At 73.2% G+C, this 19,488-nt stretch carries 20 protein-coding genes and 1 tRNA gene; 10 read left to right on the top strand and 11 right to left on the bottom strand.

Features of this window, described 5'->3' with window-relative positions; translation table 11 throughout:
* Positions 1-267: 267 nt before the first annotated feature.
* Positions 268-900, bottom strand: a complete 633-nt coding sequence (locus AB0950_RS05265) for a hypothetical protein (protein WP_366777837.1) — start codon at positions 898-900, stop codon at positions 268-270.
* A gap of 142 nt (positions 901-1,042) precedes the next feature.
* Here AB0950_RS05265 and AB0950_RS05260 point away from each other — a divergent pair, with 142 nt between their 5' ends.
* Positions 1,043-1,546, top strand: coding sequence for a GNAT family N-acetyltransferase (locus AB0950_RS05260; RefSeq protein ID WP_360143864.1), 504 nt, complete (start codon positions 1,043-1,045; stop codon positions 1,544-1,546).
* Here the strand turns inward: AB0950_RS05260 and AB0950_RS05255 are convergent.
* Positions 1,533-3,572, bottom strand: a complete 2,040-nt coding sequence (locus AB0950_RS05255) for an MDR family MFS transporter (RefSeq protein ID WP_366777836.1) — start codon at positions 3,570-3,572, stop codon at positions 1,533-1,535. The genes AB0950_RS05260 and AB0950_RS05255 overlap by 14 nt on opposite strands.
* 140 nt (positions 3,573-3,712) lie before the next feature.
* On the opposite strand from AB0950_RS05255, the gene AB0950_RS05250 reads away from it, so the two are divergent.
* On the top strand, positions 3,713-4,624 hold the full coding sequence (locus tag AB0950_RS05250; protein ID WP_366777835.1) for a peptidoglycan-binding domain-containing protein: 912 nt from the start codon (positions 3,713-3,715) through the stop codon (positions 4,622-4,624).
* 309 nt (positions 4,625-4,933) lie between these two features.
* Here AB0950_RS05250 and AB0950_RS05245 read toward each other — a convergent pair whose 3' ends face one another.
* Together AB0950_RS05245 and AB0950_RS05240 are read right to left on the bottom strand one after the other, a co-directional pair.
* A complete protein-coding gene (locus tag AB0950_RS05245; RefSeq protein ID WP_366777834.1) occupies positions 4,934-5,602 on the bottom strand; it encodes an HAD family hydrolase in 669 nt (222 codons plus the stop codon).
* Between the two features lie 181 nt (positions 5,603-5,783).
* Positions 5,784-6,365, bottom strand: coding sequence for a TMEM165/GDT1 family protein (locus AB0950_RS05240; protein WP_366777833.1), 582 nt, complete (start codon positions 6,363-6,365; stop codon positions 5,784-5,786).
* Between the two features lie 404 nt (positions 6,366-6,769).
* Here AB0950_RS05240 and AB0950_RS05235 point away from each other — a divergent pair, with 404 nt between their 5' ends.
* The gene (locus tag AB0950_RS05235; RefSeq protein WP_360143879.1) at positions 6,770-7,414 is read left to right on the top strand and encodes an HNH endonuclease family protein; all 645 of its coding nucleotides are present in this window, start codon (positions 6,770-6,772) and stop codon (positions 7,412-7,414) included.
* Between the two features lie 53 nt (positions 7,415-7,467).
* On the opposite strand, the gene AB0950_RS05230 is transcribed toward AB0950_RS05235, so the two are convergent.
* A complete protein-coding gene (locus tag AB0950_RS05230; protein WP_360571024.1) occupies positions 7,468-8,082 on the bottom strand; it encodes a VTT domain-containing protein in 615 nt (204 codons plus the stop codon).
* A 244-nt stretch (positions 8,083-8,326) separates the two neighbouring features.
* Here AB0950_RS05230 and AB0950_RS05225 point away from each other — a divergent pair, with 244 nt between their 5' ends.
* A complete protein-coding gene (locus tag AB0950_RS05225) occupies positions 8,327-8,860 on the top strand; it encodes a superoxide dismutase family protein (protein ID WP_360143885.1) in 534 nt (177 codons plus the stop codon).
* A 71-nt stretch (positions 8,861-8,931) separates the two neighbouring features.
* Here the strand turns inward: AB0950_RS05225 and AB0950_RS05220 are convergent, their stop codons facing one another.
* A complete protein-coding gene (locus tag AB0950_RS05220; RefSeq protein WP_360143888.1) occupies positions 8,932-9,387 on the bottom strand; it encodes a DoxX family protein in 456 nt (151 codons plus the stop codon).
* A 270-nt stretch (positions 9,388-9,657) separates the two neighbouring features.
* Complete coding sequence (locus AB0950_RS05215) at positions 9,658-9,888, bottom strand: DUF2277 domain-containing protein (protein WP_153534558.1); 231 nt, start codon at positions 9,886-9,888, stop codon at positions 9,658-9,660.
* Positions 9,889-9,981: 93 nt separating this feature from the next.
* On the opposite strand from AB0950_RS05215, the gene AB0950_RS05210 reads away from it, so the two are divergent.
* Together AB0950_RS05210 and AB0950_RS05205 are read left to right on the top strand one after the other, a co-directional pair.
* A complete protein-coding gene (locus tag AB0950_RS05210; RefSeq protein WP_360143893.1) occupies positions 9,982-10,893 on the top strand; it encodes a 2-dehydropantoate 2-reductase in 912 nt (303 codons plus the stop codon).
* A 131-nt stretch (positions 10,894-11,024) separates the two neighbouring features.
* Positions 11,025-11,366, top strand: a complete 342-nt coding sequence (locus tag AB0950_RS05205; protein WP_360143896.1) for a hypothetical protein — start codon at positions 11,025-11,027, stop codon at positions 11,364-11,366.
* 45 nt (positions 11,367-11,411) lie between these two features.
* Here AB0950_RS05205 and AB0950_RS05200 read toward each other — a convergent pair.
* A tRNA-Val gene (locus AB0950_RS05200) sits at positions 11,412-11,486 on the bottom strand.
* Positions 11,487-11,711: 225 nt separating this feature from the next.
* Here AB0950_RS05200 and AB0950_RS05195 point away from each other — a divergent pair.
* From AB0950_RS05195 to AB0950_RS05180, 4 genes are all read left to right on the top strand, one after another.
* The gene (locus tag AB0950_RS05195) at positions 11,712-12,482 is read left to right on the top strand and encodes a DUF4097 family beta strand repeat-containing protein (RefSeq protein WP_366777832.1); all 771 of its coding nucleotides are present in this window, start codon (positions 11,712-11,714) and stop codon (positions 12,480-12,482) included.
* Between the two features lie 95 nt (positions 12,483-12,577).
* Positions 12,578-13,969 carry a hypothetical protein gene (locus AB0950_RS05190; protein WP_366777831.1) on the top strand — a complete coding sequence of 464 codons (1,392 nt, stop codon included), beginning with the start codon at positions 12,578-12,580 and terminating at the stop codon, positions 13,967-13,969.
* Between the two features lie 107 nt (positions 13,970-14,076).
* A complete protein-coding gene (locus AB0950_RS05185) occupies positions 14,077-14,685 on the top strand; it encodes a DUF4383 domain-containing protein (RefSeq protein ID WP_360143905.1) in 609 nt (202 codons plus the stop codon).
* Positions 14,686-14,694: 9 nt separating this feature from the next.
* A complete protein-coding gene (locus AB0950_RS05180) occupies positions 14,695-14,913 on the top strand; it encodes a zinc ribbon domain-containing protein (RefSeq protein WP_360143908.1) in 219 nt (72 codons plus the stop codon).
* Positions 14,914-14,947: 34 nt separating this feature from the next.
* Here AB0950_RS05180 and AB0950_RS05175 read toward each other — a convergent pair whose 3' ends face one another.
* From AB0950_RS05175 to AB0950_RS05165, 3 genes are read right to left on the bottom strand one after another with little or no spacing between them, the layout of a single operon-like run.
* Positions 14,948-15,763, bottom strand: a complete 816-nt coding sequence (locus tag AB0950_RS05175) for an HAD family hydrolase (RefSeq protein ID WP_366777830.1) — start codon at positions 15,761-15,763, stop codon at positions 14,948-14,950.
* Positions 15,763-18,207 carry a phosphoribosyltransferase gene (locus AB0950_RS05170; RefSeq protein WP_366777829.1) on the bottom strand — a complete coding sequence of 815 codons (2,445 nt, stop codon included), beginning with the start codon at positions 18,205-18,207 and terminating at the stop codon, positions 15,763-15,765. Before AB0950_RS05170 ends, AB0950_RS05175 begins: the two co-directional genes overlap by 1 nt.
* Positions 18,204-19,370, bottom strand: coding sequence for an HpcH/HpaI aldolase/citrate lyase family protein (locus AB0950_RS05165; RefSeq protein WP_366777828.1), 1,167 nt, complete (start codon positions 19,368-19,370; stop codon positions 18,204-18,206). The genes AB0950_RS05170 and AB0950_RS05165 overlap by 4 nt, the downstream gene beginning before the upstream one ends.
* Between the last annotated feature and the right edge of the window lie 118 nt (positions 19,371-19,488).

Genomic DNA, 19,488 nt, shown 5'->3' with positions numbered 1-19,488 from the left:
GCCCCTCACCCGGTATCCCGGGGGTGCGGTCGTCGGCTGTGAGGCCGTTTCTGCCGGGGCCGGCCGAGCCGGGGAGGCGGGACGGTGCGGGTTCGCCGGGGAGGCGTTCCTCCGCGTCCGGCAGGTGCCTCGGGGTGTGGTGGTGCAGCGGCGCGTCCTCGGGGGTCCAGTCCTCGTCCGGCAGCGGCTGCGGAACGCGGCCGGCGCGACGCGTGTCGCGCTCGTCGCCGGAACCGCCGGGACCGCTCGTCCTGTCCGTCATGGCGCTCAGCTCTCCTTCGGATGGCTCCGGGCGAGCACCCGCGGCGCGTGGGTCGCGCGATGGCGGCCGGTCTCCCGGGCCGGGTGGGTCAGGTCGTCGAAGAGGGCGCGGGCGCCGACGAGCGCGGTGCGCATCTCCTCGGTGCCGGAGCCGGCCTCGGTCAGCCCGTGACTCGGCCCGGTCTGGGCCACCTGGTGCACCCGCCGATAGGCGTCGACGTGGTCGGCGTGGTGCACGGACAGCGCGGCGAACTGCTCGTCGTACCGCCCGCCGTCCGGGTAGCCGCGCGCGGCGGCGACTTCGGCGAGCAGCCGGTCGGCCTCGGCCACCGCCTGCCGCGGCGCGTCGACGAAGTGTTCCTGTACGGCCGTCCAGCGGGTCGCGAACTGCTCCCGCCCGGCCGGGTCCAGCGGCCGTTCCCGCAGGTCGCCGTGGCGCTCGAGACGCTCGGCCAGTTCCTGTTCGGCGGCCTTGGTGTCACCGCCGTGCCGGGCGACGGTCCGCTCGTACTCGGGTCCGAAGCGGCGCTTCAGGCCGGCCCCGCCGACCCGCCCGCGGCGGAACCGGGCCAGGGCGACGGCCGCGCCGACGACCAGGACCGCGACGATCACCATCAACACGATCAGGCCTGTGGACATGGTTGCCTTTCGATCACGCCGGCCCCCTTGGCCGGCTCTCCATCCGGGTCACCCGCAAGGACCGTCACAAACGGCGGCCCGCATCCGGCGCCCGCCGGAAAATCGCTCGGCGGTGTCCTCACGGCCGCCGAGAATGGGCGGCATGACGTGGACGATCAGCCCGGAGCCGTACGACTCCCCGGTCGCCGCCGCGCTGTGGCGGGCGTACTACACCGAGGTCAGCGACCGCTGGTACCTGCTGCACGAGGGCCGGCGCACCGACCCGGACGAGCTGGAGCGGGAGATCGCGGCCCGGAGCGGCGCCGAACTCGCCCCGCCGACCGGGCGGTTGCTCGTGGGCTGGTACGGCGGCGAGCCGGGCGGTTCGGCGGGGGTACGGCTGCTGGCGCCGGGCACGGCGGAGCTGACCCGGGTGTTCGTGCACCCGCACCTGCGCGGCAGGGGCGGCGCCCCGCTCCTCGTGGCCGCCGCCGAGGAGGCGGCCCGCGCGCTGGGTGCCCGGCGGCTGCTCCTGGACACCCGCGACGACCTGGTCGAGGCCCGCGCCCTGTACGCCCGCCTCGGCTACACCGAGACCGCCCCGCACAACGACGACGTGTACGCGGAGCACTGGTTCCGCAAGGAGCTGGCGGTCAGCGGGCCTTGACCCTCGCCTCCTCGTGGGGGCGTTCGCGGTCGGTGCCGCACAGTTCGGCGGTGAGTTCCCTGACGAGCTGGGTCAGGTCGGTGGAACGGCCGGTCGTCCACCAGTCGCCGAGGAGTTCCACGAGGGACTCCTCGCGGGCCTTGGCGAGCCGTTCGGCGGTCACCCGGCCGGACGCGGTCAAGTACAGGTCCAGGCCACGGCGTTCGGCGAGGCGCCGTTCCTCGACCTGGCGGGCGGCGGCCATGACGGCGTCGAGCGGGACGGGGCTGCGCTCGGCGAGCAGGGCCGGTTCGACGGAGCCGTACTTGCGGATGCGCAGCAGCATCCAGCTGGCGGCGGGCAGCAGGTCGTACCCGGCACGTTCGGTGATCGTGCGGTAGATCGCGCGGCGGCCCTCGCGGGTGCCGAGCAGGGACAGGGCCCGCGCGCACTCGTCGTAGGAGGACCGCTCGACCGGGTTGGGCGGGATGGTCTCGGAGGCGTCCGGCGCGGTGACCGAGCCGCGCAGCCGGTCCTCCTTCAGGAACCAGGCCAGCAGGAAGCCGAGGACGGCGACGGGAGCGGCGTAGAGGAAGACGTCGGTGATGGCGGACGCGTAGGCGTGCAGGGCCGCCGGGCGCAGGGCGGGCGGCAGGGCGGCGATGCCGCGCGGGTCGGACTTGAGCGTGTTCGCGGAGGCGCCGGGCGGCAGATGGGCGCCGCGGAAGGCGGCGGTGAGCTTGTCGCCGAGCCGGCTCGCGAACACCGTTCCGAAGATCGCCACGCCGAAGGAGGCGCCGATGGAGCGGAAGAAGGTCGCGCCGGAGGTGGCGACGCCCAGGTCCTCGTACGACACCGCGTTCTGCACGACGAGGACGAGCACCTGCATGACCAGGCCGAGTCCGAGGCCGAAGACGAAGAAGTAGGCGCTCATCTCGGCGGTCGGGCTGTGCTCGTCGAGCCGGTGCAGCAGGAGCAGGCCGATGGCGGTGACGGCGGTGCCGGTGACCGGGAAGACCTTCCAGCGTCCGGTGCGGCTGACGATCTGCCCGGAAATCGTGGACGACAGCAGCAGGCCGACGACCATGGGCAGCATGTGCACGCCCGACAGGGTCGGCGAGATGCCGTGCACGACCTGCAGGAACGTCGGCAGATAGGTCATCGCGCCGAACATGGCGAAGCCGACGATGAAGCTGATGACGGCGGCGAGCGTGAACGTGCGGATGCCGAACAGCTTCAGCGGCAGCACGGGTTCGGCAGCCCGCCGCTCGACGGCGACGAACGCCACGGCGAGCAGCACGCCCAGCACGGCCAGCCCGATGATCTGCGGCGAGGCCCAGGGCCAGGTGGTGCCGCCGAGGGAGGCCACCAGGACGAGGCAGGTGGCGACGGAGGCGATCAGGAGGGTGCCGAGGTAGTCGATGACGTGGCGGGCGGTGCGGCGCGGGATGTGCAGGGCGGTGGCGATCACGGCGAGGGCGACGGCGCCGACGGGCAGATTGACGTAGAACACCCAGCGCCAGCTCAGATGCTGGGTGAACAGCCCGCCGAGCAGCGGCCCGAGCACGCTGGTCGCCCCGAACACGGCCCCGAACAGCCCTTGGTAGCGGCCGCGTTCGCGCGGTGGCACGATGTCGCCGACGATCGCCATGGACAGCACCATCAGCCCGCCGCCGCCGAGTCCCTGCAGCGCGCGGAACGCGATCAGCTGGGGCATGTTCTGCGCCATGCCGCACAGCGCGGAGCCGATCAGGAAGATGACGATCGCGGTCTGGAAGAGCCTTTTGCGGCCGTACTGGTCGCCGAGCTTGCCCCACAGCGGGGTCGCGGCGGTCGAGGCGAGCAGGTAGGCGGTGACGACCCAGGACAGGTGCTCCAGTCCGCCCAGATCACTGACGATGGTGGGCAGCGCGGTCGACACGATCGTCTGGTCGAGCGCGGCGAGCAGCAGGCCCAGGAGCAGGGCGCCGATCGAGACGAACACGTTGCCGGTGACGTGCTCGGCGGCCTGCGCCTCCTTCTCCGTGCCGTGTGTGTCCAGGGCCATGGAGACCTCCCGGGGCTCGGGTGCACCTCTTCCATCGTGGTCGGTGTCACCTTTCATGGCCTGTTGAGTCCCGCGTTTCCGGCGGCGCATGCGAAGAAGGTGCGCATAAGGTCGGTGGTTCGTGAGGGGAGGGCGAACACATGACTGATTCCGAGGGCCCCCTGGGCCACGCCTGCCCGGAGTGCGGTGCGCCCAGACGCCCGGACCGCGGCCCGTCCTGCGACTGCACCGCCCGCGCCGCCGAGGCCCTCCACGAGACCCGCACGGCCGAGGCAGCGGCAGCGGAGGACTTCGACCCCCTGCGCATACGCCCGTACGTGGACTTCGAGGAGCCCGCGGGGGGCCGGGCAGAGGACGCGGTGGATCGAACGGCCAGGATGGAGGTGCAGCCGCATGCCGAGGGCCCACCGCCACCGGACGCGACGGAGCCGCAGCCGCAGCCGGACGGCGCCGGGCCGCGCCCGCGCCCGCGGAGTGCCCGTCGTGCCGTGCTGGTGTCGGTCGCCGGTGCCGGTGCGGCCGTCGTGGCCGCGGCCGGGCTGGCGAGCGGGCTGCTGTCGTACCACCCGCCGACCCGGGACCGGGCGGCGCGGGAGGTGAGGGAGAGCGTGCCGGACGCGCCCGGCTCGACCCCGGCGTCACCGACGGCGCCCTCCTCGCCCGCACCGCCGTACTCCGCTGTGCCGACGGCGCAGTCCCCCGCGCCCCGCCCGGCGAGCCCGTCGGCGAGACCGTCCGCGTCGCCGTCCCCGACCGGATCCGGCGCCGCTACGACCCGCCCGGCCTCCCCCACCGCCCCCGCCACCACGCGGACCACCCCCGCCGCGACCCCGGCGCTGCACCTCGGCGACCGGGGCCCGGAGGTGACCGAACTCCAGCAGCGCCTACGCCAGTTGAACCTCTACGGCGACCAGATCACCGGCGTCTTCACCCGCCCCGTGGAGGACGCCGTACGCACCTACCAACTGGCGCGCGGCGTCCACGGCGACACCCTGGGGGCATACGGGCCAGCGACACGGAAGAGCCTGGAGGCGGAGACTTCCGAGCCGTAGAGCAGCCCGTCCGGCGTTTTGTGGGGCGGCGGGGGCGACCCCTCCAGCACGGCACCCGCACCGGCACGCGGCGAAAACCCCACGCCGACCGACACGCACCCCCAGGGCCGCGACCACACCCGCGCGCGAGGCGTTCGGCAGCGACACCTCGGTGCCGTCCGCGAACACATGCCGGGCGGACGGACCGGCGCCTGCCCGACTCTCCGTACTCACCCGTCGGGCGCGGGCGGCTGCCGCGCGCGGCGCTGGCGCGCCGGGACGCCCGCCTCCTGGGCGGCGGCCAGCACCCGGCCGGCGCGCCGGCGGGCGTCAGCCGATGTGCACCCGCATCGCCCCGCCCCCCGCAGCCTCCACCCGCACCTGCGTGAGGTCCCGCACCACCACGTCCGGCCCGTGCAGCCCGGCGCGCGGGCCGACGCCCACCACGGTCATCCCCGCGGAGCGCCCCGCCGCGATCCCGGCCCCCGAGTCCTCGAAGACCACGCAGTCCGCCGGATCGACGCCCAGCTCGGCCGCGCCCTTCAGGAAGCCCTCGGGGTCGGGCTTGCTCGCGCCGACCGACTCGGCGGTGATGCGGACGTCAGGCAGCGGCAGCCCGGCGGCGTTCATGCGCGCGGTGGACAGCGGCACGTCGGCGGAGGTCACCAGCGCGTGCGGCAGTCCGCGCAGGGAAGCGAGGAAGGCCGAGGCGCCGGGGATCTCGACGACGCCCTCGGTGTCGGCGGTCTCCTCGGCGAGCATGCGCGCGTTGTCGGCGAGGTTGTGCTCCATGGGCCGGTCGGGCAGCAGTACGGCCATGGAGGCGTGCCCCTGCCGTCCGTGCACGACCTTCATCACCTCGTCGCCGTCCAGCCCGTGCCGCTCGGCCCAGCGGCGCCAGATGCGCTCCACGACGGCGTCCGAGTTGACGAGCGTGCCGTCCATGTCGAGCAGGAGGGCGCGGGCGGTGAGGACGGTGGGCGTGGCGGTGGCCGTCATCGGCAGCTCCAGGAACGAAGAAGGCCCCGAAGGGTGGGACAAGCCCCGAAGGGACAAAGGACCCCGCCCGCCGGTCAGGGAAAACGGGCGGGAGCCACTTTGTTTCTCTACGGTACAAAACAGGGGCGGATCCCGCCACCGCCCCCGCGAAGGGTTCACCGGGCGTTCAGCTCGGCCGGGCTCAGCCCGCCGCCGCCTCGTACAGGCTCCACACGCCGAGCCCCAGCATCAGCAGCGCCGCGATCTGCGTGATCAGCCGTAGCGGCACCCTCTTCATCAGGGCCTTCCCGCCGACGATGCCGAGTCCGGCGACGGCCCACAGGCCGAGCACCGCGCCGAGGCCGACGGAAATCGGGTCGTCGTAGCGGGCGGCGAGGTTGGCGGTCATGATCTGGGTGAGATCGCCGAACTCGGCGACGAGGATCAGCATGAAGCCGGTGCCGGCGACCTTCCAGAAGGACTGGTCGGCGGGCTTCTTGATCTCCTCCTCGTCCTCGCCCTTCTGCAGCAGCAGCATCGCCGCGCCACCGAGGAACAGGACGCCGGTGACGGCGTGCACGATCCGCTGGGGCAGCAGGGTCAGCGCGCTGCCGGCCGCGACGGCGATCACGACGTGCAGCAGGAAGGCGGCGGCGACTCCGGCGAAGACGTGGCTCGCGCGGTAGCGGGTGCCGAGGACGAGGCCGGCGAGCGCGGTCTTGTCCGGCAGTTCGGCGAGGAAGATGACGCCGAAGACGAGCGCCGTCACGGTGATGCTGATCAAGGTTCCTCAATCGGTCGGGGCTGCCCCGCCGAGAGTGCGGTACGTCATGCGATGACACCTCGGCACGGCAGCACACTCGGCGCCCGTGTCGCGGGGACACGGGCGTGCACTGCTTGCCGAAGGTCTCGCTGGCGGTCCTCAAGGTCCTGGAGGGCCTCGAGGGTCCGCCTCCGGGCGCCGGCTCAGGCTGGCTGAGCAGTATGTCGACGGTCCGGCGAAGAGCTACTCCCCTTCTGCGCCGCCCATCGTACGGGATGTGAAGGTTCGGCCGCGAACCCCGCCGGACCCTTGTCGTGACATGAACGCGTCACTAACTTCTTACCGAGCGCTCACCCACCGGCCACGCGGCCCCGCGAGCATTCCCTCGCTCGCACCCAAATCCTTGACCCCACAAGGGAGTTCGCATGCCCAGGTTCTACGCGCGTCGACGGCTGAGCATACTCGCCGTGCTCACCGGGCTCATAGCCTCCGCCGCCCTGTTCGACTCCCCCAGCGCCTCCGCCGCCCTGCCGACCCCGGTCAGCGCCGCCACCGCGCGCAGCTACCTCTCCCAGCTCACCGTCGCCACCGAGAACCGCACCGGCTACAGCCGCGACAAGTTCCCGACCTGGATCACCATCTCCGGCACCTGCAACACCCGCGAGTGGATCCTCAAGCGGGACGGCACGAACGTCGTCACCGACTCCGCCTGCACCGCCACCAGCGGCAGCTGGTACTCGCCGTACGACGGCGCCACCTGGACCTCCCCCTCCGACGTCGACATCGACCACCTCGTGCCGCTGGCCGAGGCCTGGGACTCCGGCGCGAGCAAGTGGACCACCGCGCAGCGGCAGGCGTTCGCCAACGACGTCACCCGCCCCCAGCTCCTCGCCGTCACCGACAACGTCAACCAGGCCAAGGGCGACCAGGACCCGGCGACCTGGGTGCCGTCCCGCTCCGCGTACGTGTGCACCTACGTCCGGGCCTGGGTGCAGGTGAAGTACTACTACGACCTCTCGGTCGACTCCGCGGAGAAGAGCGCGCTGACGAACTACCTGGCGAGCTGCTGAGCCGGCCGCACACCGGAAGGACACGGCCCCGCGCCCCTTCCGGCGCGGGGCCGTCAGGAAGCCGGGCGGCGGCGCATCAGGTACCCCGCCGCCGCGCCCGCCGCGAACAGCGCCGCGAAGGAGACGGCCGTGGCCAGCCAGGTCGCGCCGAGCCACTGGGCGCCGTAGTAGCCGAGGGCCACGCTGTACGCGGCCCAGGAGAGGCCGGCCAGGGCGGACCAGGGCAGGAAGTCGCGGGCGCGGCGGTGGGCGGCGCCCGCGCAGAAGGAGACGACCGAGCGGCCGGCGGGGGCGAAGCGGGCGAGGACGACCAGCGCGCCGCCGCCCCGGGCCAGGGCGTCGCCGAGACGTTCCTGCGCGGTGGTCAGCCGCCGGGAGCGCGCTATGGCCCGGTCCAGCCGCTCGCCGCCCCGCCAGGCCAGGCGGTACGCCACCAGATCGCCGAGGACCGAGGCGGTCGCCGCGGAGAGAATCAGGACCAGCAGGTCCGGCACGTTGTGCGGGACCTGCCCGGCCGCCGCGCCCGACCCGGCGGCCGCGGCCGTACCCGCCGTGATGACGAGCACCCCGCTGGGCAGCACCGGCACGAACACGTCGAGCAGCACGGACATGACCACCGCGGCATAGATCCATGGCCCGGCGGCCAGTGACCCCACACTCTCGAACACGACGACTCCCGTTGCTCCCCCGTTGACAGCCGTACAGCGTACGCCGCTGGTGTGACACCAGGGCCAGAGGGGGCCACAGATGCTACGGAGCGTGGATGCGGTGGCCGCGCGCTGTCACCCGAACGGTGCCCGCTGTGCGGCGCGGTCGTGCCGTGTCCGTAGCAATGGAGACAGACCTGTACGGACTTCAGGCACACACTCCGAACGAAAGACGGCGCGTCAAGCGCAGAAAAAGGTGCACATCATGGTGGCAGCCGTTTACGCGGGCGCCCTCGCCGCGGCCCTCTTCGCGACCGGGACGCCGAGCACCGCCCATGGCTACTCGATGGAGACCTACGGCGTGTTCTCCGCGCCGGCCGGGTCCGCGAAGCCGATGGCGGTGACGTACGACAAGAAACTCGTCCCGTCCGGGGCCCTGATCCTGGTCCACCAGAAGACGGCGGCGAACGGCGCCACGACCGTCGAGCTGCGGGTGGCCGGCGTCAAGCCCAACCATCTCTTCGGGGTCCACGTCCATCAGAAGGCCTGCGGCGCCGACCCCGCCGCCGCCGGCAAGCACTACCAGAACAAGCCCGGCACGGACGCCGCCCACATGACCAAGGACAACGAGATCTGGCTGGACTTCAAGTCCAACGCGAACGGGATCGGCAGCGCGAGCGCCAAGCACGCCTGGACCTTCCGCAAGGGACAGGCCGGCTCGGTGCTGATCCACAACGAGCCCGGCATGAAGGGCGCCCGCGTGGCCTGTGTCACCGTGCCGTTCCGCAGCGCGTCGTAAGCGGGGACGGCCACGGGAAACAGGACGGCGCCCTTCCCCCCTCGTGGCGGGGAAGGGCGCCGTCGGCCGTGTCAGGCGGCTATCGGGGCCCGCTCGGTGGCGGCCCGGGCGTCCGCGGCGGTGCGGCGGGCGACGAGCCGGTCGAGCCCGAAGGCGCCGGACCCGGTGAAGACCAGCAGGAAGAAGGACCAGCAGAACAGCACGGGCAGTTCGCCGCCGTTCTGGATGGGCCACAGCGCGGCCTGCTGGTGCACGTCGAAGTAGGCGTACGCCATCGAGCCCGAGGCGATCAGCGCGGCCCCGCGGGTGCCGAGGCCGAGGAGCACCAGGGCGCCGGCGACCAGCTGGATCACGGCCGCGTACCAGCCGGGCCAGGTGCCGGCCGGGATCGTGCCGCCGTGGGTGCCGACGGCGCCGCCGAGGACGCCGAAGAGGGACGCGGCGCCGTGCACGGTGAAGAGCAGGCCTACGACGATGCGGAAGAGCCCGAGGACATAGGGCTGAGCGGTATGGAGGCGTGCGGTCATGAGCGGGGTGCTCCTCTTCGGTGTCGGTCGGGCCGGCCGGGGACGGGAGAAGGGCCGGTCGTGGGGGCGGCGGTACCGAATGGTGCACCCAGGTTAGGGGTACCTAAGCAGTGCTTGCAAGTTCAACATTTGGCCATGGGTGAGCCGCACGCATCGGCCGCGCGGCGCCGATGACCGCACGAGCGCGCGGATGACCGCACGAGGGCATGGCAGAGCCGTCAACTGCGCCGATGCCCGGCGCAGTTGTCCTGATGACACGTCACCGGGGCGCTACGGGGCGCTCCTGGCCGACTGCCCGCGCACCTCCAGCCCCCCGAGCAACTCCGCCGTGGCCTCGGCCACCGCCGCCACCGCGCGGTCGAAGACCTCGCGGTTGTGCGCGGCGGGGGCCCGGAAGCCCGAGATCTTCCGTACGTACTGCAGGGCGGCGGCGTGGATGTCCTCTTCCGTGGCCTCACCAGGCAGCACGGGCGGACGCAGCGTCTTGATGCTCCGGCACATGCCCCCAGTCTCACGCAGCCGGCGGCGCGGTGCGATGATCCCGCCGAAGGCGGCCACCGATCCCCGGGGCCGACCGTCGAAGGGAAGAGCCTCATGGCGAACGCCGTGGCGAAAAAGAACACTGTGGCCGTGCTCGGCCCCGGCGGCACCGGCGGCCTCCTCGCCGCCCTGCTGTCCCGCGCCGGGCACCGCGTGATCTGCCTGGCCCAGGACGGCACCGCCGAAGCCCTGCGCCGCAGCGGCATCACGGTCCGCAGCCCGCAGTTCGGCGTGTTCACCGCCCCCGTCGAGGCGGACACCGAGCTGCGCGAACCGGTGGACGCCTGCCTGATCGCCGTCAAGCACACCGCGCTGGACGCCGCCCTGACCCGGGTGCCGCCCGCCGCGCTGGGCGACGCCCTCGTCGTACCGCTCCTGAACGGCGTCGAACACCCCGCGGCCCTGCGCGCCCGGTACCGCCCCGACCGGGTCGCCCCCGCGGTGATCCGCGTGGAGTCCACCCGCGTCGGCCCCGGCGTGATCGAACACGGCAGCCCGTTCACGGAGATCGACCTGGCCGGGGACGCCGTACCCCGGCCCCGCCTCGAGGAGTTGGCGGCCGCCCTCACGTCCGCCGGCACGACCGCCCGCGCGGTCGGGGACGAAACGGCGGCCCTGTGGGCCAAGATGGCGTTCCTCGCCCCCTTCGCCCTGCTCACCACCCGGTACGGCCTCCCCCTCGGCGAGGCCCGCACGCGGCACCGCGAGGAGCTTCAGGCGCTGGTCGCCGAGGCCGCCGCGGTCAGCCGCGCCTGCGCCGGACCGGCCGACCCGGCCCAGGCGATGGCCCGGTACGACGCCTTCCCGCCCGGCGCCAAGTCCTCCATGCAGCGCGACGCCGAGGCGGGCCGGCCGCTCGAACTCGACGCCATCGGCGGGGCGTTGCTCCGCGCGGCCGGCCGGCACGGGGTGGCGGCGCCGGTGACGGCCCGCCTGGTGGGCGAGCTGCGGGCCGCCGGCCACTGACCGCGGGACGAGACCGCGACGGCACCGGCGGGCGGGGCCTCCTGCCCGCCGGGCCACCCGTTCGGCTGAACCTGCCGCGGACCTCGCGAACGACCTCGCTCCCCTAAATCGAACAGGCGTAGCATTGGCGTGTGGCTACGACCTATGAATTCCCCAGTGACCTCCTCGCCGGTCAGGAGGAGCTGCATCAGGTCCGGGCCGAGCTGTCGGCCCTGCTCAAGCGCCTGCCCTGGTCGGTCGAGCCGATGGACGGCTTCAGCGACGACACCGGCTGGCGCAAGGTGGAGCGTCCCGCGTCCCCGGGCTGGACGGCGGACGAACAGGCCGAGGTGGAGAAGCTGCGCCGCCGCGAGCACGAACTCGCGGTGTTCATCACCACGCACCGCTTCTGGGCCGAGGTCGCGGCAGCCGACCGCATGGACGCCCGCTCCAAGCTGAAGCACGCCCACGAACAGCCCGACGAGGAGGAATGACGGCGCGATCACGAAAGCCCCCGGCCGCATGGGCCGGGGGCTCGCTGGTGGGCGCGGACGGTTTCGAACCGCCGACATCCTGCTTGTAAGGCAGGCGCTCTACCCCTGAGCTACGCACCCGGACACCCGGGCACGCGCCCAGGACGAGTCGACAGCCTACCTTGCCCGCACCGGTGCGCGGCAAACCCGTAACGCCGGGCCAGGGGCCGTGTACGGGGGTTAACCCCACCCCGGGTCCGGGAGGCTGCCGGATCGGGGCCGGGCCGGTGCTCGCCTAGGGTCGGCGCAGACCGAGTTTCTCCGGTCCGCCGGGTCCCGGCGGGCCGGTTCCAGGGGGGAAGCCGCATGGCCCGTACCGCTTCGATCCGCGCCGCCGCCATGGCCGTCGTCACCGGGGTGCTCGCCGCCGCGGTCACCGCCTGCGGCTCCTCCGCCGCCGACGACAAGCACCCCGACCACCGCGCCTTCACCCTGCACGGCCGCACCCTCACCGTCGACTCCGACGACGCGGCACTGCAGATCGTCGCCGCGCAGGGGAACAGGGCGGGGACGGTCCAGGTCACCCGGTGGTTCAAGGGCAGGGTCGTCGTGGGCGGCGACCCGAAGGTCAGCTGGTCCTTCCACGACGACCGGCTGACGCTGCGCATGCACTGCAACGGGTTCATCGCCGACTGCTCGGCCGCGTACCGGATCGAGGTGCCGCGCGGCATCGCCCTGGACGTGATCGACAGCAACGGCAGCGTGCGGGCCCGGGGATTCGCCGATCCGGTGGGCATCCGCACCAGCAACGGCGCGGTACACGTCACCGACTCCACCGGGCCGCTCCGGCTGCGCTCCGGCAACGGCGCGGTGACGGCCCGCGGCGGCTCCCGGCAGGTGCGGGCCGAGACGAGCAACGGCTCGGTGGACCTCGACCTGAGCGGCGTACCCGACAGCGTGCGCGCCCACAGCAGCAACGGAGCCGTGACGATCACCGTGCCCCGCGCCGACTACCGCGTCCACGCCGACTCGGACAACGGCAAGGTCGCGGTGTCCGTGCCGCGCTCCGACCACAGCCCGCACTCGGTGACGGCCGATACCTCCAACGGCAGGATCACGGTCCGCACCGCGAACTGACCGGCCGGAACCGCGAACTGACCGGCCCGTGTGTTCGTCTACAACGGGTGGGAGAATGACACCACCCACGGCGGACCACAGCACGGGAGAGGGATGTGACGGGGACACCGGGCACGCCAGCGACGCGGTCGTACCCGCCGTCGACCGCCGTACGGGCCCGGTCCGGGTCCGCGGCCCTGCGCGACACCCTCACCTTGATCGGCCTGCCGGTGCTGGCCGCGCTCGCCCTGCCCGCCGCGTTCGCCGGCGGCGGCACCCGGCGCTGGTTCGGCGGCCGGGCCGAGAGTCAGCGCGCCGAGGCGCAGGCCGCGAAGGACGCCGCGGCGGCCGCGTTCTACGAACTCGACACCGCCCAGCGCGACCTGCGGATCTCCGTCGAGACCATCACGGCCGTGGACGACTCCCCCGCCGCCCGGCGCGCCGCCGCCGACTTCGCGGCGCTCGGGCAGCGCATCGACGAGGTCAGCCAGCGCTACATCCAGGCCGTCGACGCCCATGACCTGGACCGGGACGACCTGGAGGCCGCGGCGGCGGCGCGGGCGCGCTCGGAGCTGACGTCCGCGAAGGACGAGCTGATCCGGGCCAAGCAGGAGCTGGACCGTTTCGGCAGCTCGCTCGGGCCGCTGCTCGGCAAGGCCGAGACCCAGCTGGCCCGGCTGGCGCCCGCCGTGGAGCGGGCCCGGCAGGCGCTGCTGGGCGCGAGCAACGCCCTGGACGCCGTACGGGCCAAGGGCCTGCGCGCCGACGACCTCGCCGCCCGGCTCGCCGCCCTGTCGCCGGAGCTGACCAAGCTGAACCAGGGCGCCGGGCAGCACGGGGCGCAGCAGACCCTGGAGCGGGCCGAGCGGGTGCAGCGGGAGGCCGGGGCGATCCGCGCCGAGGCCGAGCGGCTGCCGCAGAAGGCCGCCGAGATCGACCACCGGCTGGTCAGCCTGCGCACCCGCGCGCAGGCGCTCACCACCAGGGCCGGGCAGATGGACCCGGTGCTGAGCGAGCTGCGGCGCCGGTTCGCCGCCACCTGCTGGCAGGACCTGCAGCACGTGCCCGAGCAGGCCGCGGAGAACGTACGGCAGGCCGAGCTGAAGCTCCGCGAGGCGCAGGCGGCGCGGGAGGCCCAGCGCTGGCCGGACGCCACGTCGCTGCTGTCGACGGTACGGGCCCTGCTGAACACCACCGACGAGGCCGTGTCGGCCGCGGGTGACCGGCTGCGGCGGCTGAACGAGGTGCAGAAGGATCCGCAGGCGGAGATCCAGCGGACCCGGTTCGCGATCCGCGACGCCCAGCGGCTGGCCATGACGGGCCGTACGACCCCCGACCCCCGGCACGCCCGGCCGCTGGACGAGGCGGTGGAGCGGCTGGAGCGGGCGATCGGCTCGCTGGAGGGACGCCACCCCGACTACTGGCACTTCCTGACCGAGACGGACGCCGTCCGGCAGACGGCGGCCCAGGTGGTGACCCGGATCCGGGAGGAGCGCGGGGGGCACTGAGGGGCCGCCGCGGAGGTGTGCGGCGGGCGTGTGTGTTGCCGGGTGTGGTCGGGCAGGCGGATATTGGATGGACGGATGGCCTCCGCTAGCGCCCGAGGGAGGCGGATATGGCCACACACGCACCAGTGCACGCGAGGCCGCGGCGGCGGATCTCGTTCGACGAGCACCTGCCCGTCGACCACAAGCTGAACACGGTCTACCGGATCGGCGCGGGGCTGATCGGCGCGTTCCTCGTCGTCTTCGGCGTCCTGGGCCTGATCAACCACATCGGCTTCTTCAGCCTCAGCGGTGACAGCGTCGCCGGGCTGAACACCAACGGCACGCTGAGCGTGCTGTCGATCGTCGTCGGGGCGATCCTGCTGACCGGCATGGTGGTCGGCGGGAACGTGGCGTCGACGCTGAACATGGTGTTCGGCGTGCTGTTCCTGCTGAACGGATTCCTGTTCCTGGGCCTGCTGGACTCGGACTACAACTTCCTGGCGTTCAGGATCCCGAACGTGTTCTTCAGCTTCATCGTGGGCCTGCTGCTGATGACCTTCGGCATGTACGGCCGGGTCGGCTCGAGCCTGCCGCACGACAACCCGTACTGGCGGGCCCGCCATCCCGATCCGCGCACCGAGCCGCCGGGGCGTGAGCACGAGACCGGCACGCCGCCGATGACGATGCCGCTGCCCGGCAAGGGGAAGGAAGAGCCGGGGTCCCGCGGCGCCGGTTAATCTGTGCGCATGCCTCGCTACGAGTACCGGTGCCGTACCTGCGGCGACACCTTCGAACTGAACCGTCCGATGGCCGAGTCGGCCGCTCCCGCGTCCTGCCCTGCGGGGCATGACGACACGGTGAAGCTGCTGTCCACCGTGGCGGTGGGCGGCAGGGCAGGAGCGGCCGCCCAGGCGCCGGCCGGGGGCGGCGGCGGTGGCTGCTGCGGCGGTGGCTGCTGCGGGTAGTCGCCCACCGGGCTGCCGCACAGCCCCCGCTCCCCTAGGGGGTTGCCGTGCGCGTCGCCCTCAGAAACTCCCGTACGATCCGCTCCCCCGCCAGCACCCCCCGCTCGGGAAGTGCCGCGACCTCCGGCACCGCCCAGCCCGTGTCCGCCAGCTCGCCATGCCCCGGGCGCCAGCCGCGGTCGGCGGCGAGGAGGAGGTCGGCGTCCAGGAGGGAGTCCCCGGCCGCCAGGGTGAGATTGGCGCCGGTGCGGCGGGCGATCTCGCGCACGGCCGCGCTCTTGGTGAGCGGCTGCGGCACGGCGTAGATCTTGCGGCCCTGCAGCGAGACCGTCCAGCCGCGGTTCTCCGCCCACACCGCCAGCTCCTTCACCCACTCCTCGGGCAGCAGCTCGCGCTCGACGACGAGATAGGCGAACAGGTCCTCGGCGACCCGGTGCTTGCGCACCCAGGCGGGGTCGGCCGAACGCATCAGGTGCTCGCCGACCTCGGCCAGCGGCGCGCACTCGGCGGCGAGGCGGGCCTGCACGCCCGCGTGCCAGTCGGCGTCGGTGACCCCGTCGACGAGCAGATGGCCGCCGTTGGCGCAGATCGCGTACTTCGGCGGCGGCCCCGGCAGGTTGATCCGCTGGTACTGCTTGCGCGTCCGGGTCGTCGTCGGCACGAAGACGGCCGCGTCGCCGAGATCGGTCAGCAGCTGGGCCGCCGTCTCCGTCATGTACGACAGCGGCTTGCTCTCGTGCACCTCCACGCACAGCAGCCGCGGCGCCCGGGCGTCCGGCATGGTCAGGGCGAGGGCCGCCGAGGAGTAGATCAGCGTGCGGTCGAGGTCGCTCGCCACCAGCACCGGCATCAGACGCTCACCGCCCTGCCGTCGGCGCCGGTGGCGCCGCGCGTGTACTTGGGGTGGATCAACCCGACGCAGCTGTACGGCAGTTCGCCGACCTCCTCGACGGGGACTCCGCGCTGCTCGGCGAGCAGCCGGACGTGGTCGAGGTCGGCGCCGGCTCCGGCGCGCGCGAGGATCTTCCACGGCACGCGGCGCAGCAGCACCCGGGTGGTCTCGCCGACGCCGGGCTTGACGAGGTTCACGTCGTGGATGCCGTACTCCTCGCTGATGCGCTCCACCGCCCGCCAGCCGGCCCAGGTCGGGGTGCGGTCCTCGGCCATCAGCTCCTTCACCGCGGTGCCGACGGCGTCGGCGACCTCGGGGAAGCGGGCGGCGACGGCGTCCAGGAAGGCGACGGAGACGTCGGCGCCGGCGAGTTCGCGGTAGAACTTCGCGCCGTGGAAGTCGTCCGGGCCGACCAGGTCGGCGCGCAGCACGGTGCGCGAGATCAGACCGGAGACGGTGGAGTTGAGGCACGCGGAGGGTATGAGGAAGTCCTCGCGGGTGCCGTAGGTGCGCACGCAGGAGCCCGGGTCGGCGAGCACGGCGATCTCCGGGTCGAAGCCGGTGATGCCCTCCTTCTCCTCGAACTCCTCGACGGCCTGGGCGAGTTCGCGGGTGATGGCGCCCTTGCCGGTCCAGCCGTCGACGAACACGACGTCGCGCGGGTCGTGGTGGGCGGCGAGCCAGCGCAGCGCGTTGGCGTCGATGCCCCGGCCGCGCACGATCGACACCGCGTAGTGCGGCAGGTCGAGGCCGTGCCGGAACCGGGCCCAGCGGCGCATCAGGATGCCGACCGGTGTGCCCGCGCGGGCCAGCGAGACCAGCACCGGGCGCGGCGACCGCTCGGCGACGACCGTCTCGGTCACCACGCCGACGGCCTGCGCGATCCGGGCGGCGGAAGTGGCGAGGGCCGCGTGGAACAGCTCCTGGTACTGCTCGCTGGGCTGGTACTCCACCGGCAGCGACTCGGCGTAGTGCGCGCCGCCGCTCTGGATGGCCTCCTCCCGCTCCTCGGTCGGCGCCTCCAGCGTGACGTCGGAGAGGTCCTGGAGCAGCCAGCCGACCTCCTCGGGCGGGTAACTGGAGAATGCGGGGCCGCGGAGGGGCTCGGGCAGCATGGCCGGCCTTTCGGGAGCGTGCGGTGCGTACGACGGGACGACCGCGAGCAGGACGTGCGGGGTGTGCGCGCCGAGCCGGGCCAGCAGGCCGTCGGGCGCGTGCAGGGCGGGGGTGTCGGCGACGGAGTCCACCACGGCGACGACGGCGTCGAAGCCTCCGCCCGCGACGTTGTAGGCGTAGCGCTCGCCGGGGCCGTCGGCCGGGTCGTCGTGCGCGGGGAAGACCAGCCGGGTGCGGATGGCGTACCCCGGGTGGTCCACGGCGAGGACGGGCGAGCGGGTGGTGGTCGAGAAGCGCACCTCCGCGTCCGCGACCTGCTCCAGCTCACGGGCGAGGCGCAGCGGGGCGTACATCAGCTCCTCGAAGCCGAGCACGAGGACGCGGCGGGCGCCGGCGGGCAGGGCGTCGTTTATTCGGGCCGCCATCTCGGGCAGCGCGGCCTCCAGGCGGGCCCGGTGGGCGGGGGTGAAGCCGTGGCGGCCGCCGTCGGGGAGGCGGTGGGGCCAGCGCAGGTCGACGCGGACGACGGGCGCCGGCCGATGCGGCCCTTCAGAAGCGCCGGGCTGTGTCTCGTGGGCGGCCACCAGTTGCTGCCCCTTGATCAGCACGTCCTCCGGCAGCCGTACGGCCCCGGAGGCGGCGGCGACCAGATCCAGCCGGGCCCCGGTCTCCTCGGCGAACCGCTCCATCCGCGCGACGTCCTCGGCCGAGCGCATGTCGACCAGGGCGACCACCACATACCGGGCGCGCGGATACCGTCCGTGCAGGTCGCGGATGGTGTTCAGCACGGTGTTGCCGGTGGAGAACTCGTCGTCGACGAGCACCAGCGGACCGTCGCCGGCCAGCAGAGCGGGGTCTTCGGGCAGCAGCAGATGCGACGTGGCGTGCGAGTGCGACTCCTCGAAGCCGCCCGCGGGGGCGACGCCGTCCACCGGCCGGCGCGTGGAGTGCAGGTACGGCGCCGTGCCGAGCCCGTCGGCGACCGCGTGGCCCAGGCCGGTCGCGGTCTCCGCGTAGCCCAGGACCACCGCGGCGCGCGCCTCGGCCGGGGAGAGCAGCCCGGCGACCTTGCGGCCGAGCCGGAATCCGTGGCCGTAGACCACCGAAGGCGACTGCGGCACATGCTTGCCGAGGACGTTCGACACCAGGAGGTGGGCGCGCTTGGGGTTGCGGCGCAGGGCGAGCCCCAGCAGGGACCGCAGGGCGTCGTCCCCCACGAGTTCGACCCCGAGCCGCTCGGCGACCCAGCTGCCGGACCAGACGGCGTCGTGCACTGCGTTCCTCATGCGTTCATTCCCGCGGCGAGCAGCTCCACGAAGCCGACGTCCTCGTGGGCGACCCCGAAGACCTCGGCGCGCAGCAGGGTCCGTTCGGCCCAGGCGCGGTGCGGCTTCACCTCGTTCATCTTGTTCGTGTAGGCCGACCGGAGTACACCCCCGCCGCCGCGTTCCGGCCGCAGGATGTCCTGGGCGTCGCTGTACTCCTCGTGGCTGACCACGGACAGCGCGTGCACCGGCAGCACATGGGCGGGATGGATGCAGGTCTTGCCCAGCAGGCCGTTGGCCTGGTCGAGGGAGATCTCCCGCAGCAGCCCGTCCAGGGCGTGCTCGATCAGCTTCTCGCGCAGCTCGACGGCCTGCACCTCCAGGAAGGGGCTCTGCCTCAGCTGCGGTTTGAACATGCGCTCGGAGAGCCGGAAGTACTCCCAGACGGGCCCGGTGACGGTGAATCCGGTGCCGTCGGCCCGGCCCAGCATGTTCACGACGTCGGCGATCACCGAGGCGACGATCTGCACGTCGTAGGCGGTCATGTCGGGGGCGCGGCGCAGGCCGTAGGAGGAGCAGAAGTCGGTCACGCCGAGGCGCAGTGCGAGCACCCGGTCCCGGTACTTGTCGACCGCGCGGAAGATGCCCTCCAGGGTGTCCACGCGGGACTCGCGGTACAGCAGCTCGGGGGACTCCAGGACGGGCATGGCGAACAGCCGGCGCCCGCACTCCGCCTCGGCGACGGTCAGGGCCTCCAGGAAGGGAATGCCGCGCTCCTCGGTGAACTTGGGCAGCACGAACCCGGACAGCAGCCGCACGGACGCGCCGAGCCGGCGTGCCAGGTCGGGGATCTGCCCGGGGGTGCGCACGCGGATGAAGAGCAGCGGCGGCTCGAAGCCGGGCCGGGCGGCCAGGTCGGCGAACTGCCGGACGAGGTTCTCCTCGCCGGCCACCACGTCCGCGTCGTCGATCGAGTCCTCCAGGCACAGCACCATCGAGACCACGCCGTTCCCGGCCTGCTTGACGATGTCGTCGGCGAGCCGCGGCCGGGTGGCCGGGCTGTACAGGGTGGCGCCGAGGGCGGCGGCGAGCAGCCGGGCCGGGGCGTCCGCGGTGAACGCGCACGGCTCCCGGTGGAAGAGGCGCCGCCGCACCTCGGGGGCGATGTGCCCGAAATGACGCATAGAACTCCCCCAGGGCGATGAGCCCGAATCTCTGTGTTCGGTAAAGGGTGGCCGGTAATAGTACGTAGGGACCCATGTCGGAGGTTCCCCGCGGGCATGAATTTCCGGTAACTCGCCC

Source organism: Streptomyces sp. NPDC007189, from assembly GCF_040703635.1.
GTDB lineage: Bacteria > Actinomycetota > Actinomycetes > Streptomycetales > Streptomycetaceae > Streptomyces.
The sequence above is the reverse complement of the archived record's forward strand: the minus strand, read 5'-3'. Positions and strand labels throughout refer to the sequence as shown.